13 protein-coding genes and 1 pseudogene are annotated in these 14,893 nt (G+C 63.5%); 4 read left to right on the forward strand and 10 right to left on the reverse strand.

Translation table 11 applies throughout. The annotated features are described in order from the left end of the window. A partial coding sequence (locus tag N4R40_RS06035) for an IS110 family transposase (RefSeq protein WP_261606536.1) occupies positions 1–389 on the reverse strand: 389 nt, incomplete at its 3' end. A gap of 59 nt (positions 390–448) precedes the next feature. Here N4R40_RS06035 and N4R40_RS06040 point away from each other — a divergent pair. Beyond that, positions 449–625, forward strand: a pseudogene (locus N4R40_RS06040) (IS3 family transposase); the annotation flags it as partial. Positions 626–976: 351 nt separating this feature from the next. On the opposite strand, the gene N4R40_RS06045 reads toward N4R40_RS06040, so the two are convergent. The 6 genes from N4R40_RS06045 to N4R40_RS06070 form a co-directional block, all read right to left on the reverse strand. After that, a complete protein-coding gene (locus N4R40_RS06045; RefSeq protein ID WP_261606475.1) occupies positions 977–2,035 on the reverse strand; it encodes an acyltransferase in 1,059 nt (352 codons plus the stop codon). 121 nt (positions 2,036–2,156) lie between these two features. Beyond that, positions 2,157–3,293, reverse strand: coding sequence for an MATE family efflux transporter (locus N4R40_RS06050; protein ID WP_261606476.1), 1,137 nt, complete (start codon positions 3,291–3,293; stop codon positions 2,157–2,159). Positions 3,294–3,361: 68 nt separating this feature from the next. Next, positions 3,362–4,750 carry a hypothetical protein gene (locus tag N4R40_RS06055; RefSeq protein WP_261606477.1) on the reverse strand — a complete coding sequence of 463 codons (1,389 nt, stop codon included), beginning with the start codon at positions 4,748–4,750 and terminating at the stop codon, positions 3,362–3,364. 346 nt (positions 4,751–5,096) lie between these two features. Then, positions 5,097–6,032 carry a glycosyltransferase family 2 protein gene (locus tag N4R40_RS06060; RefSeq protein WP_261606478.1) on the reverse strand — a complete coding sequence of 312 codons (936 nt, stop codon included), beginning with the start codon at positions 6,030–6,032 and terminating at the stop codon, positions 5,097–5,099. After that, a complete protein-coding gene (locus N4R40_RS06065; protein ID WP_261606479.1) occupies positions 6,025–7,110 on the reverse strand; it encodes a glycosyltransferase family 4 protein in 1,086 nt (361 codons plus the stop codon). The genes N4R40_RS06060 and N4R40_RS06065 overlap by 8 nt, the downstream gene beginning before the upstream one ends. After that, positions 7,094–8,200 (reverse strand): glycosyltransferase, encoded by a 1,107-nt coding sequence (locus tag N4R40_RS06070; protein WP_261606480.1) that lies wholly within the window; start codon positions 8,198–8,200, stop codon positions 7,094–7,096. The genes N4R40_RS06065 and N4R40_RS06070 overlap by 17 nt, the downstream gene beginning before the upstream one ends. A gap of 757 nt (positions 8,201–8,957) precedes the next feature. On the opposite strand from N4R40_RS06070, the gene N4R40_RS06075 reads away from it, so the two are divergent. Continuing rightward, positions 8,958–9,179: a hypothetical protein gene (locus N4R40_RS06075; RefSeq protein WP_261606481.1), complete on the forward strand. Its 222-nt coding sequence runs from the start codon at positions 8,958–8,960 to the stop codon at positions 9,177–9,179. 241 nt (positions 9,180–9,420) lie between these two features. On the opposite strand, the gene N4R40_RS06080 is transcribed toward N4R40_RS06075, so the two are convergent. The 3 genes from N4R40_RS06080 to N4R40_RS06090 all read right to left on the reverse strand — a co-directional run bounded on the left by N4R40_RS06080 (position 9,421) and on the right by N4R40_RS06090 (position 13,015). Beyond that, positions 9,421–10,911 carry a sugar transferase gene (locus tag N4R40_RS06080; RefSeq protein ID WP_261606537.1) on the reverse strand — a complete coding sequence of 497 codons (1,491 nt, stop codon included), beginning with the start codon at positions 10,909–10,911 and terminating at the stop codon, positions 9,421–9,423. A gap of 211 nt (positions 10,912–11,122) precedes the next feature. Then, positions 11,123–11,665 carry a VanZ family protein gene (locus N4R40_RS06085; protein ID WP_261606482.1) on the reverse strand — a complete coding sequence of 181 codons (543 nt, stop codon included), beginning with the start codon at positions 11,663–11,665 and terminating at the stop codon, positions 11,123–11,125. A 570-nt stretch (positions 11,666–12,235) separates the two neighbouring features. Continuing rightward, positions 12,236–13,015, reverse strand: a complete 780-nt coding sequence (locus N4R40_RS06090) for a CPBP family intramembrane glutamic endopeptidase (protein WP_261606483.1) — start codon at positions 13,013–13,015, stop codon at positions 12,236–12,238. A 60-nt stretch (positions 13,016–13,075) separates the two neighbouring features. On the opposite strand from N4R40_RS06090, the gene N4R40_RS06095 reads away from it, so the two are divergent. Together N4R40_RS06095 and N4R40_RS06100 are read left to right on the forward strand one after the other, a co-directional pair. Beyond that, positions 13,076–13,681, forward strand: a complete 606-nt coding sequence (locus tag N4R40_RS06095; RefSeq protein WP_261606484.1) for an arsenate reductase/protein-tyrosine-phosphatase family protein — start codon at positions 13,076–13,078, stop codon at positions 13,679–13,681. A 115-nt stretch (positions 13,682–13,796) separates the two neighbouring features. Beyond that, positions 13,797–14,834 carry a YveK family protein gene (locus N4R40_RS06100; protein WP_261606485.1) on the forward strand — a complete coding sequence of 346 codons (1,038 nt, stop codon included), beginning with the start codon at positions 13,797–13,799 and terminating at the stop codon, positions 14,832–14,834. Positions 14,835–14,893 lie beyond the last annotated feature (59 nt).

Here is a 14,893-nt window from a genome sequence, read left to right on the forward strand (position 1 = left end):
GATCCGGGGTCAAGGCCCATGACATCGAGGCGATGAGATGTCAGCAACCGCACGTCCACCGCGACCTGGTCCGCTCCCCGCACCGGTTGCAGGTCCGTCCGCATACGCGCCTGGTCGGCGATGATCTTCGCGTCCTTCGCGTCCGTCTTCCCATCACCGCGATAGGTTGCCGCGGCGTGGTGAACGATCCTGCCGGGGATATAGAGCACCCGCTGTCCGTGCGCGGTGAGCAACGCGATCAGCAGCGCAGCGCCACCGGCGTTTAGATCTGTCGCCCAGCAGACTTCACCGTCAACAGCAAGCTCCGTGACCGCAGCGATGAGCTCGAGCAGCTCGGCCTCATCATTCTCGACGCGTTGAGACAGCAGGACAGTGCCGGCGTGGTCGATGACGACGCAATGGTGCGCCCGCTTCGTGCCAGGTGATCAGCAGGCCGCCGAGGATCGCGATGCAGACGAACGTGCTCAACCAGCAGCGGTGGACGAGCCGGCAGGAGCTGCGGCTGGCCATCGTGGTCTGGATCGAACGGAAGTACCACCGCCAGCGAGCCCAGGACACCCTCGGCGGCTTGACGCCCATCGAGTTCGAAGCCAAGCTAGCCGAGCCGCTCACACTCGCGGCCTAAACCGAACCTGTCACCAGTTCGTTCCTCACGCCCCACAAGAACCGTCCGGGAAACCGGGTCAGGCTCCCATCGCCTCAACTCAGGTGTCCGGAAAAGCGGGTCAGGCTCCGGGGGATTCAGACCCGCCCTACACCCTCGTTTGCGATGAGCCAGATTCGCTAAGCGCCGTCATAGCACCTGCCGGGTCAATCTTCTCGCGGGTGCCCGAGGTATCATCGACCTGGACAGGGTCTTGCCATCGACCGGATGCCAGGATCTCCGGATCGTCAGGCAGAACTACCAGATGTGTAACGCCGACCAATCACTCAAGCCAGCTTACGGAAGCGCCGGACGATCGGCGTACGAGACCTCCTAGCCTTCCGTGCTGGAACCTCGTATCCGTCGACCGAGCGAAGGCCAGCCTCGAAGAAACCCTGCTGGGCTCTCGTACAAGTAGCGGCCGTACTGCTGGCGACGGGCAAAGTGATGAATCACCAATGGGACCCAGATCGCAACAACCCAGAGCGCGACAGGAACCAGGACGTCACCTATCCAGGCCCATGCCCACGAGCCTGGGTGGACGAGATGGAGTGTGGATACGACGAGCACGATCACAGCGATGTGCGCGACATAAATTGGAAGCGTTCGTTGCCCAAGATAGGAGAACAGTGACAGACGCTCGACAAGCCGCGCAACTCCGAAGCCCGCTGCCACGGCAAAGATGCTCGCAGGAAAGTGCAAGAGGATCGCTGAGTCCGGGAATAGTGACGCCACTAGCGTCAGTGCAACCCAAGGCAAAGTCAGCAGGGCTGATTGCCACCAGTTGAGCGCCGTCACGATGGAGAGGATTCGTTTCGATAGTCGGGCGGCCGCGATGAAGAAGAAGAAGTACATCGGCACACCGGCCCAGCCAGCGCCGAGAAGCCGATTGACCTCGGGCGGCAATGCAGGGATACCAACCATTGCTGCGACGGAGACTGCTGCAGAAGCAACCACTACTACTTTAGTAGAGATCCTCTTCAACGCGCGCCCGGCGATAAAGAACAGACAGAGGGCCCAGAGGAACCAAAGCTCGCCATTGGGACGAATCGGAGCTACCAAGAACTTAAGCACTTGATCGGCGATGGTATTGCTGGGCTGGTTCGGGAGAACCTCAGTCTCGATGACCTTGTACATGAAGACCACGGGCTGCCATACAAGGAACACCCAGGCAAGCAACGAGATCTTCCGGTCGAAGAGTTCAGTCCATGACGCTTGTGTCCACTTGTATGCGAACAACCCTGAGGCGGCGAAGAAGAGAGGCATACGCAAGGGCGCGAAAACCACGGAAGCCATCTGCAACCAGCTCGGAGCAGCCTCAATGAACGCGAGCTCAACCTCGACGTGAACCAACACCACAAGGAGGATGGAGAACGACTTCGCCGCGTCCACCCACGCAAATCGAGTTACGGATGCGCCATCAGGTCGCCGCGTAGTCTTACGGTCATCAGCCATCGTGGCGTTCGCTCTCCACTCACTTCGTCACGTCATCAAGGCGAGACGGTAGCCCCCGTCACGGCGTTGCCCGTCGGCGCATCCGCCAGACCACCCACGACTGTAGCAGCGCGGCCAGGCCCCATCCCGCGGTCGCCGATAGCGCGGCCCCGTTCAGGCCAAGATGCGGCACTAGCAGCACGGCGGAGAGACCCAGCGCCACCGCGGATCCCGCATTGATCCAAGCGGCCAACAGCTGGCGACCTGCAACCACAAGCTCGATCCCATACGACATTGAGAGCGCACCAAACAGGACGGCGGTCGCGCAGAGGCATACGAGCATGAGCGGGAACTGGTATCTCGGCCAAAGCGTGCTCCCCCACGCGTGCAGCACAGTGGCGCCGACTACAAGCGCACCAAGCGTCAGTACCAGGACTAGGACTCGAATTCGACGAGCTCGTGAGTAGTCCTTGACGCTCACGGATGCCTGAATCAGCGTCATCAAGGGTATGTATATGTACATAGCCCCCGCCAGTGGCCGCAAGACGGCTTGATACTCGCCCATAGCCTCTTCCCCGAAGTAGGCGCCGAGCACATACGTTTCCGTCCATGAGAGAAGGAAGGCTGAGAAGGATGCGGCAAGCCCTGGTACCCAGTAGCGTGCTGTGCGGCGGAGATACTCGACTGACGCAGTGAATCGTGGAAGAAGCGGTCGTCCAGCGGCCGCCGACGCCAGTCCCCCAGACAGCATCGTCAGAGCCACATTCGCGGTCGGTAGCAGAAGAAACATCCCTGCCTTGTTCGCATTCTGCCAGGCAAACCCATACCACAGCGCGTGACGCTCATTACCTCCTGCAGCGGCAGCATTCGCACGTAGCCTGTTGGGCGTAAGTAGCCAGCCTGTCAGTACGCCGATAGCCAAGGGGACTGCGACTTCCGCTCGAAACCCGGCGAAGAGCGTACTCATCCACAGTGCAACGAGCGCCAATAGAGCGACCCAGGATACGAGCGTGAACGCGGTCTCGCGGAAGTATGCGCGGGTTGCAGGCGACAGGTCCGTTCGAGTGGCCGCGTTCACGAACCCAAGATCCGCGGCCTGGTTCATGTATTGCACCAAGGACAGAGCCAGTATCGCGATACCGAAGCTGGCGGGGGACAGGAACAACGGCAACAGCAGCATCTGGCTCAGAGCTAACGCGGCGGACAAGGAGACCACCAGCAGATACGAGCGCTTCGTTACTCGGGACCTCTTGTCACTCGCTTGAAAGCGGGGCCGCCTAATCGTCACGCTGTCGCTAGCCCAATCGGAGTAGAACTGCGACGCGGGGTAAGTTCACGGAGAGTTCCTCCTGCAGCGAAGTAAATAAGGAGGGGCGCGATGATGTACGCCAAGTAGGCAAACGGATGACCGTAGACAGACAGTAGAAGTTTTGAAAGCACATATGCGATCAAGATCACCCAAGCGGGTGAACTGAAGCGGGCGAGCCGATAGATCATTGCGATAAAGATGCCAAAAACGAACGGTCCCACGAAGCAGCCAATCAATCCCCAATCAAGATAGAAGGCGTTGACGAACCCGAGCGCCAACCCGAATCCGACGAAGTCAAGACCGAGGGCCTCCTTCAAGAAAAGGTCCGCGCTCGGACTGAACAAGATAGGGCCGAAGAACTGCTGGCCCATCTGAAAAGGAACCTGAGCCGGTATCAGGTGTATTGTTTGCGAGAACGTCCAACTAGTGCCCGATACGTAGCTGAGCACGGGGGCGAAGATGCGGTCCGCATCGGAGTATCCTGCAAGCGCGAGATCGTTGAGGTAGCTAGACCCCCACGCGGTCAAATTCCGTTCGAAGCCGGCATAGCTGAAGATGATCAGGCCTGCGCTCGCCAGCAGCATTCCCAGCACGATTGGCAGCGCTCGGTTCCACAAGGCAATGATCAGCAGGATGACGGCGGGTCCTACGATGACGCCACGATTTCCGAGGCTCAGAAGTGCGAGGAGACTCAACGCAGCCACCCACATGAGTCCCCTCCGGTGCGGTATCTCCTCGCGCAGCAGCATGAGGCCGACGGGAACGATCAGTCCGACCTGATAGCCGATAGAGACCAAGGTGGAGGCCACCCCGCTAGTAAAGAACTGCGTCCTCGCGGTGTTGACATCATCGGCGAGCGCTGGGGGACCACCAGCCTGCAACCACATCAGAGCATAGACGGCTGTCGCTATCGCGAACAGTAGGAAGATCATCTTCACCCGCGGCTCTGAGGGGGGAAGCGGTGTCTCTGCAATCGCTCGCTGCTTTGCGCCGGAGAATGCGATGCTGTAGCCGAGCCCAAAACCCATCAGCGCAAGGACCAATGCCCACCATTCCAGTGTCGCTGTATCGCTGCCAGATAGCGATATTCCTGCTGACGTGTAGGTGAAGAGCACTGGAAGGAAGACGCGAAGCGGCGACCAGCGCTCAACGGCACTTGATGCGGAACCGATGCTGGCGATCAGCCAGGAAGATCCAACGGCGACCGACAGCCCGAGCCCGAGATTCTGAAAGTAAAGCCCGATACCAGCGCCAGCAAGTACGCCCAACAGCACTGCCAAGAGTACACCTGTCTGCGATGCGGTCTCGTACGCACGCGCCACGACGCGGTCATCGCGCTTCGCTAGAGGTTTGGTTGTGGCCATGGACTATCTTCATCTCCCTTCTGCTGGCTCGTTGTGGCTTGCGAAAGTACGCCGCCTGATGAGGATCCGTCCACATGCTGTGATCCTGACTCCCGAATCCTGCTTTGGGTGTCCACTTCGGGTACGTCGCTTCCGCGAGCGTAGCGGAGGCGCGGGCCCCCTTAGAGCTCGGTTGTGTCGGTGTAGCGGGTGGTCGGTGGTTGGTGGACTCCTGGTACTAGATACGATTCCTCTGCTGTGATGAGTCTTTGGTGCGGATCTGCATCCTCGAGAACTGGCAGTATTTCACGATTGGACTCTGGTGTCTGACGTGTCGCGTCGCGTCCCACAGGAGACAGCCGATAGGTCAATTGCGACGAGCTCGGAAGGCCGCTCGCGCGTATGCGGCAAAGCGTGTTGACTCGGTGCGGTCGTGTGACGGGGAAAGTAGCGCAACGCAACTGCGGATCGCGTAGCCGGAGCCAACGATCGCACGCCAGGCCGCTCTGCGAACAACCCCAGCATGATAGTGGGATTGATACAAGTCGAAGAGGTTCTCCAGCCAAACCGTCTTGACCGCCGTCGTCGGCCCGCTGCTCGCGCCTACAGTATGGCTCGCGGATAGGTTCCCAGCGAGAACGACTCGGAAGCCTGCCCCCCGCGCACGCAGGCAGTACTCGACATCCTCGGCATACATGAACCACCTCTCGCTTAGGCCGCCGAGTGAAGTCCACGTATCCTTCCGTGAGAATAGGCATCCGCCCGAGACCCACGCAACGTCGATCGGTGCATCACCTTCGATCTGGCCACGCAAGAGGTAGTGACCACGTAGGCAACGCCAACGCTTTGCCAACCGCGACATGCCGCTTGCGTGTGTGAACATGCGAATGATCGTCGGCTCGTAGCCGCCCGCCATAGTTCGTAGCGTTCCATCGGCTTCGACAACATCAGGAGCAAGGATGCCGATCGTGGCGTCCTCGGAGAGGATCTGAATGGCGCGGTGAATGGTCTCGGCCGATATCTGTGCATCCGGATTGAGCAACAGAAGGTGCTTCGCCGTTGATGCCGCGACCCCCTTGTTCACAGCCTTCGCGAAGCCCAGGTTAGCGCCCGTTTGAATGACCTGCGCACTCGGAAACTCCGCAGAGACGAGCGCGACGGTCCCGTCTGCGGACCCGTTGTCTACCACGATCAGCTCGATCTCAGCCAGCGGGAGATCGGACAGCGCGGTCCTTACCACCTCGGCGCTGTTATAGGTAACGACGATCACCGAAAGCAGCGGGCTCGAAGAAGTGTCAGTCATTGAGTTTGGCCTCTTCGCCAACGTCTCCATCAAGCCGTGCTCGAATCACCGCGACACAACGCTCCCACTCGTGCTCGATACCACCTACTGGACGATGCACTCCTCGCCGCGCCGGAAGCAAGTCTATCGCGCGAGCCACTTCACGCGGTGAGTTGGGGCTCACGAACACCGCTTCTGGCCCCGCGACCTCACGCATAACGGCGATATCCGAGACGATGACTGGTGCTCCAAAGTGCCTGGCCTCGATGGGGGGGAGGCCGAACCCCTCGTCGCGCGACACGAAGATGAAGCCGTCGGCCTGTTCGTACATCCAGCGCAACTCCTCGTCGCTGATCCGACCGAGGAACACCAGGCGACCGTCCGCAACATAGTCCTTCACTGTCGGTGGCAAATCCGCGGCGGCTCCCGAATACTCGCTGCTGCCGACGATGACCAACGGCCGTTCGGAGGAAACGGAATGAGCGAGCATCGCGCCCTCGATGGCTACTCCGAGGTTCTTACGAACATTCATCCGACCAACCGATAGGACGAATCGCCGGACATCACGCAGTGATGCCGGGCGGCGCGCTGTGGCAGCGGCCAGTTGAGATGAGACCCCGAGGCCTGTTGCGCTAACGGGACGAAGCCTGGGCTCGAGACGTTCGATCCGGTAGGCCTCCGTAAGCGAAGAAGTGCAAACCGCATCTGCTCGCCTTGCGAGTGGACCCATAGCTGCGAAGTACACGCGCTCCTTCGTCGTGAACCACTCCGGGTGATCCTTGAAAAGAAGATCGTGAATGAACACGGCTGATCTGCCGAAAAGCGGAGCATAGTTGTGAGCCACGACCGCATCGACGTGATGCTTCTTAGCAAGCACTCCGAGTTCGAGCGCATTGGTCGCGGCCTGCGGCGCGAGATGCGTGTAGACCGGGGCGGCGGTGGCTGGCAAGATAGCGTCGTCTCGATGGCGAGATCGGACCGCGACGAGAACCTCGTCGCGGGGAAACGCCCGTACCCAGGCTTTCACGAACTCACGCATCACCGTTTGATTGGCGGTCGGGCCCTTGACCCACCAGAATCCGTCAAAGAGGACGCGCATTTGCGAGCTCCTTCAAGGTCTGATCATAGCGAGAGCACACGAGATCCCATGTGTACAGTCGTTCGCTACGTTCGCGAGCGTTGTGCCTTGCTCGCTCCTGCTCGTAAGGCGAACTGATCATGGCTTGCACCGACCGCGTAATCGCTTCAGGTACTGGGCTGACGTAGGTGCCCTGTTCACCTAGAACCTCGCGGTTGTAGATCGTGTCGCGGGCGACGATCGGCGCACCGCATGCCATTGCCTGTACGAGAGCGGGGTTGGTGCCGCCAACGCTGTGACCATGAAAGTAGGCGCCAGCGTTGTTGAGTAGCGCGAACAACAGACCGTCGTCATTCACGTGCCCGAGCCATCGCACATTCGCATGCTGCTCCGCTAGCCGTCTTGCGCTCTCATCCAGCTCTCCGCCGTAGCCTGTCGAGCCCACTATGACCACCGGGTACTCTCGTGATATCTGGGCGGCCGCGCTCAAGAACTCGGGAATCGTGTTCTCGGGGACGAATCGAGCAACTACGAGGGCGTATCCCCCAGGTTCGTACCCCAGCGGGACGGGGGCGGTGTCGATAGCTGTTCCACCGTAAGGAATGAACACTCCGCGTCTGCCAAAATCGGTCTCCCAGCGATCACCGATTGCGACAGCATCAACCACCAATTCGCTAGCATACTTTGCAGTTAGTTTCGCGCCTGTGCGGAACAACCATTTGGCTACCCGCCCCCACTTGGCGCGGTCCCATTCGATGCCGTCCACATTGACTAAGGTGGGGATCCGTGCGCGCTTGAGAGCAGGGAGCCAAAACCCGTTGGCCACGTTCATTACCAGCGCGACATCCGGCTTTTCTTTTGCTGCATGGCGCGCAGCAGTGAACCCATATGTCAGGGTGCTTAGCGACTCCTTCTCGAGCCCCCAGGTTTGAATGACTCGCACGCGAGGGTCGCGCTCCGGGTCATCCGGCCTTGTCGCGCCGGGCCGACTGTAGACCGTAACGTCCCACCCCTGATCCACGAGGTATGGAGCGAGCTTGCGGATGGCGGTCTCAAATCCGCCGTAGTAGCTGGGATAACCGCGGGTTCCGATAATGGCAACTGAGGGCAAGGAAGAGATCCTATTGTCTAGTGCGAACTGCCGTTGGCGGCAATCGCGGCTTTTGAGGTTCTCCGAAGAAGAACTTGGTCGCCCAGGAGCGGCCAACTCTCGTCGGAACCGAGGTCAAGTCGAACTGAATCATCCCACGGCAAGGATGAGCAGCCCGAGACCCGCCGCGCCTCGGTGATCCCGAAGCTCGCGAGAGCCCGCCGATGAGCATGCTCCGCTTGATCGGGGACTTCGCTCGCTCGTGGCGGGCGTCGCCTGGCGGGCAACATGGAGTCGCCGATCACACTGAAGTGCTGTGACAGTGTGCTGAGACTCCCCGTCGTGAAGGGATCGGATGTTTCGCCTCGCTTCGCTTGTTCAGCCATCGCGAGGCGAGCGGCGGCGAGCGCGGCGTCTGCGTCCATCAGTGTGGCGTCCACGCAATCCTCCCGAAGGCTCTTGACGGGGTCGAGCGTAGCCGGGGCAGGTTTCGGAGGTGTGTCGTGCGGTTTCATCTAGGAGGGCGATAGAGGGAGTCACTAACCAACAGGTCAATCTTCGCAGATGAAGAGGGTTCTTGCGCTCGAGCTGAGCGCTGTGGCGACCCCGGGCTGGCGTGGTTGCCTCTTCACCACTCCACTCTGCCGGCGGCCCGGCTTGCGCTCTCATCCGGTGTCAGGTCGCGTCACGTCATGCAACTCGCTGCGGTGCCGACGCGCCGGACACATATCTTGAGCGGGTTGGGCGCTCGCTGCCCACCCGACCCAAGGACACCACCATGACAACCCTCACACTTTCCGCCGGGATCCGAAGCCGGCTGCTCGCGGGCCTCGCGGTGGTCGGTGCAGCCGCGCTCGCGCTTGGCGGCTGCGCATCCGCCACCCCCGAAGGTGAGCCCACCACGGCCTCGGCCGTCTACCGGATCGGAATCTCCGGGCCGGTGCTGAGCTCGACCCCTGACCGTAGCCGACACAATGCGCAACTCGTACAGGACCGGTAACCCAGCAGCTCGTCAGCTTCACCGCCAAAGCTGAGACCGTACCTCGGGTGGCCACGGAGCGGCCGACGGCTGAAGTCGGGCTGACGTGGACCTTCTCGCTGCGGGACGGAGCGCTACTCAATGACGGCTCGCCGGTCAGCGTAGATGCCCTCGCGGAGCGCTCGGGTCCGGCCGCTATTGCGGCCTCCCTCGGCGCGCGGCTCAGGACGCTCGCCGACGTGGGGTAGGGCAGACCCGTTGCTTACGCGACCGTCTCGCCGGGCGCGATCGCGGCTCGCAGCGTCCTGAAGAGGATCGAGATATCGCCGAGCAGGCTCCAGTTCTCGACGTAGGAGAGGTCGAGGCGTACGGAATCCTCCCAAGAGAGCGTCGACCGTCCGCTGACCTGCCACAGCCCGGTGATGCCCGGTTTGGCGAGGAACCGGCGGTGGACGTGGTCGGCATACTGCTCGACCTCAGAGGGCAGGGGCGGGCGGGGTCCGACCAGCGACATCGAGCCGCCGATCACGTTGAACAGCTGAGGGAGCTCGTCGAGGCTGAAGCGGCGCATGAACCGGCCGACGTTGGTCACGCGAGGGTCGTTTGTCATCTTGAAGAGGACCTCATTGCCGGCATCCTGCGCCTGTTGCGCTTTGAGGTCGGCAAGCAGATCCTCCGCATTGACGACCATCGAGCGGAACTTGAGCATCGAGAACTCGCGGCCGTGGTAGCCGATCCTGGTCTGGCGGAAGAGCACGGGGCCGGGGCTCGAAAGCTTGACGATCAAGGCGAGGATCAGCAGCAGTGGACTGATCACGATCACGCCCACACCGGACAGCAGCAGATCGACCGCGCGCTTGGTGAGTTGCTGGCCGGTGCTGAATCGCGGCGTCTCCACGTGGATCAGCGGCAGACCGGCCACCGGCCGGGTGTGCACACGCGGACCGGCGATGTCAGTGATGCTCGGGGCGAGCACGAGGTGCTGCTTGCCCGCTTCGAGACTCCACGAGATCTGCTTGACCTTGTTGGCGGGCAAGTCGTCGGTGCTCGTGACCGCGACCGTATCGGCGCCGGTGATCGCGAGCGCGCGCTCGACGCGGTCGACGCTGCCCATGATCGGGATGCCGGTGCCCTCGATCGTGTCGGCGACCTTGCCCGACGGCACACAGGCGCCCACGACGCGGTAGCCGGCGGAGGGGGTGCGCTGCAGTTCACGGGCGGTCTGCGCGACCGACTGCCGCGAACCGACCAGCAGCACCTTCGCGGTGTAGCGCCCCATCTGGCGCTGCGCGACGAGCCACTGGCGCCACAGCCAGCGGGTGAGCAGCAGCATGAACACACCGAGGGGCAACGAGATCAGCAGGTATCCACGTGCGACGTCGATGCGCAGCAGGAACGCGAGGATCGCGATCGTGCCGAAGACGCCGAAGCTGGCGCGGACGATACGCGCGTACTCGGTCGGGCCGACGCCGATCACGCGCTCGCTGCGCGAGTCGGCGAGAGCGAGAGCGAGCATCCAGATGGCGATGAGCGCAGCCGAGAAGGCCCAGTAGGAGAACTCGCTCAGCCGGCTGTCTTCGCGAATCGAGACCTGAGCATTGCCTAGGCCGAACCACGCCAGCTGCGTGCCGTAGACGACCCACACGAGCACGAGGAAGTCGGTGATACGCAGGCGGCGGGCGTAGCGCTCTCGCCAGGGGTCCAGAGGCAGGGCGGTCGGCGTCGGCGCGGTGGTGGCGCTGGGCTCAGCCATCGGCGCCTCGGCGTGGGAGCTCGGCGTGTGCATGACGGTCGACGACAGCCGCTCGGCAGGTGGGACGTGCTGCGCTTCCACTGTCACGTTGGTCACCTCCGAGATCGATGCGGCAGGCGCGATCGTATCGAGTACAGGTTTCGGTGATGTGTCGTGTGTCATGTCGGCCCAGCGGAGAGGGGGGAGGGGAGCTGGTCAGCAAGTTCCCAGATTAGCTCTCGTGGATGAGGGAGTCCTCATCCAAACGTCGAGGACGGTAACTGGCGCGCAGCGCGTCGATGAAAACGGCGATCAGGATTCCGATGCAGGCTCCGGCGGTGTTGGCGACGATGTCGAGGACGCTCGGCGTACGGGCATCCAGTAGCAGAGCCTGCACGCACTCGATCGTGACCGTCGCGAGGAACGCGACCGGCAGCACGAGCCAGCGGTTGCGTACCAGGATGAGCGTCAGCAGTAGACCCAGCGGCACGAACAGCAGGATGTTCGCCGCGAACTCGATGCGCTCGTAGGTCAGCGCCGGGATCGCCCGCGTGATGAGGCGCAGCAGCGGACCGGCGCCCTGGTCGACGGGCACGGGCCAGAAGGCGATGCCTGTGAGGAGCAGGGTGTAGGCGAGCAGGTATGCGCGGGGGTCGCGGGTGTTGCGGCGTTTCGACTCGGCCCTGGGGGTCTCGCTCAACGACCGGGGGGAAGAGAGGGCGGGGAGGGGAGGGCGCGGCGGGATGTGCAGCGGGGGTGATGGGGCATCGGTCATGTGGCCTCCCAGACGAGTCGGGGCGTTGCCACGGTGCACGCGTGGAGGTGAGTGTACCGCGGACGGCCGGAGGCGTGCGGTTTGGTGGGGGATTGCGCGCTGAGCGGTGAGGGCGGGTCTGCGATCGCGGCATCCACCTGCACTGGGCATTTTGTCGTTGTTGGTTTAGCGAAGGGTAGCGATGACAAACTCGCCAGGCGTGCGCGCCGGACAGGGAAGGCCGCGCCGCGCGGTCATCGGAGGTGCGACGCATCCATGCCGTCGCGATGGCGAAGGTGTGGGATGTCTCTCCGCACTTCACCGCGCCGCCCGTTGTGCTGGACGTGGCGGCACCTTTCGAGTCGTGAGGCGACTCCGTCGTCGCATCGACCTGGATGTCGGTCGACACTTCGGCATCCTCCTTGTCGGTCTGCCCCCCGGCAATCGGGAGAATAGCAGGTGCTTGTGACGGCCATGTATCACGTGACGAAGGCGTGATACAGCTCAGATCTTGAGCCTACGACACAGATGAGAAACCTCTCATCGACTTTTGAATGAATTGGCCGACGTAGCGTGAAGCTGCCGTGGCGGCTAGGACAGCACGGTGCCTGCCACGACGAGCGCCAGATACGTCGCGTTGAACACCGCATGGGTCAGCACCGCAGGCCAGATGCGGCCGGTCAGCAGCACCAGCAAGGCACACGTCCCCCCGACAGCGAACAACGTCATGGCGTCGGTGACGGTGAGCGCCCCCGCGCTCGCGTGCAGCAGGATGAAGCCGCCGGTCGACACCAGAAGTCCCGTCACCGCCGCAGCCAGCCCGCCCGCCCGGCGGCGCAACAGCTGATAGACCGCAACGAGCACCACGGCCCGAAAGAAGAGCTCCTCGACGACCGGCGCGACGACGGCAGCCGGCAGCGCCTCGGTGAGCCACCACGAGGTCGGCAGCGCACCGTCGAGCGTCGTGGCCGACGGGAAGGTCATGGCGTCCGCCCCGCTCATCCAGCCCTGCAGCAGGCGCAGCCCGAGTCCGAGACCGAGGCCCCAGAGCAGGTCGACCGGGCGAAGCTTCAGCAGACCCGCCGGACGCGCCCGGGCGAACGCGAAGACGATCGGCACGAGCATGCCGGCCCACAGCACGACGGTCGACGCGATCGGCGCCCACGGCGCAGCGATGCGACTGACCAGTCCCCCGCCGACCGCCCCGACCCCCAGCGCGATGAGCGCGACGGCGAGCACGGAAAGATCCCACTTGCGCACGGCGCGGCCGCCGAGCCGCCAGTCGGTGCGCCGACGCCGACGATGACGACTCGCGGATGACGCGGCCTCGGTGCTGGGCACGATGGCGGTGTCTCTAAGCTGATCGGGCACGTGGCCAAACTACCGTCACGTAGCGCGACACGCATTTCCCACTCCCCCTACGGAGCAGCCGTGCTCGAGATTCTCACCGTATGCACCGGCAATATCTGCCGCTCGCCCCTGGCCGCCCAGCTTCTCGCGACCCGGCTCGCCGACCGTGACGTCGTCGCGACCAGCGCGGGCACCCACGCCCGCGAGGGCGCACCGATGACCCCCGAGGCGGCGCAACTCGCCATCGAACGCGGAGTACCTGTGGCCGCGACGAGTGCGCACTCGGCGCGCTACCTGCTGCCACAGCATGTGCAGCGTCCTGACCTCGTCCTGGCGATGGCACGCGAGCATCGTCGCGCGATCGTCGAACTCGATCCGACGCGCGGACGCAGCACCTTTACTGCGCGGGAGTTCGCGCGCTTGAGCGCCGACGTCCCCAATGAGGAGCTGCGGGTCGCCGCCGCGACCGGCGGCGACGACGATCGCGCCCGCTTCGCCGCCGCGCTCGGCGTGATCGCGAGTCGTCGCGGGGTGACGCTGCCGCCGGCGTCGCCCGATGACGACGACATCATCGACCCCATCGGGCGGTCCGCTGCCACCTATGCGCGGTCGGCCGAGGAGCTCGCGCCTGGCATCAACGCCGTCGAGCGAGTCGTGCGGCTCGTGTTGGGCCGAGGCGTCGGGTGAGCGGGGAAGTGAGAAGAGAGTGCGACCGGATACCAGTTGGAAACACGGGCTGTGACAGACTGATCCGGTCACGTCCGGCAGCCCCCGTCGGCATCGCGTCCCCTCGAGAGGCACGATGGAGCTCAGCGACTACATCCGCATCCTCCGCAAGAACTGGCTCGTCATCGTCGTGCTGACCCTCGTCGGTCTCGGCGCCGCGGCGGGCTATTCGCTGACCCGCACCCCAATCTACGAGTCGTCGAGCACCGTGTTCGTGTCGACGCAGACCGGAGGCACAGCCGCGGAACTGCAACAGGGCTCCAACTTCACCCAGGCACGCATCAACACGTATGTCGGACTCGTATCGACCCCGGTCGTGCTTAACCCGGTGATTGCCGAACTCGACCTGGGCGTCACGGCATCCGAGCTGCGCAGCAGCATCTCGGCATCCGCAGCCCTGAACTCGACGCTCATCACCGTCACCGTCTCCGACCCCGACCCGGTGCTGGCGGCGAACATCGCCAACGCGATCGCCGCGAGCCTGTCCAGCGCCGTCCCCCAGCTCGAGCCCGAGGCGGCCGACGGGTCGAGCCCTGTGTGCCTCAGCCGCGTCAGCGATGCCCAGCCTGCCTTGTCGCCCTCGAGCCCCAACGTGCCGCTCAACCTCGCGCTGGGCACGCTCGTGGGGCTCGCGCTCGGCGTCGGTGTCGCCGTGCTGCGCACGGTGCTCGACAACAAGGTCCGCAACCGCCGTGACGCCGAACAGATCACCGCCGCGCCCTCGATCGGCGCCATCGCGTACGACCCGAAGGCTAAAGACCGGCCACTCATCGTGCACGCCGACCCGCTGAGCCCGCGGGCCGAGTCGTTCCGCGCGCTGCGCACCAACCTGCAATTCCTCGACATGGGCGGGCGGGCGAGCTTCGTGATCACCAGCTCGATTCCGAGCGAAGGCAAGTCGACCACGACGATCAACCTCGCGATCGCCCTCGCCGACGCCGGCAAGCGCGTTGCGCTGCTCGACACCGACCTGCGCAACCACCGTCGCGAGCTGTCGCCGAGACATGCGGCATCCCTCGCCACCGGACGCATCGTCGTCGACGGACGCAACTGCCTCGACGCCGCCGCGTGGCGTGCAGCTGGCTGGGAATACTACGGTTTGGGCCGACCGTAGCCGGCGACCTCAGTCGGCCGACTGAGATGAGCGAGAGGTTCGTCCGATTGCGATGGTCT

Source organism: Microbacterium memoriense (genome assembly GCF_025398275.1).
Taxonomy (GTDB): Bacteria; Actinomycetota; Actinomycetes; order Actinomycetales; family Microbacteriaceae; genus Microbacterium; species Microbacterium memoriense.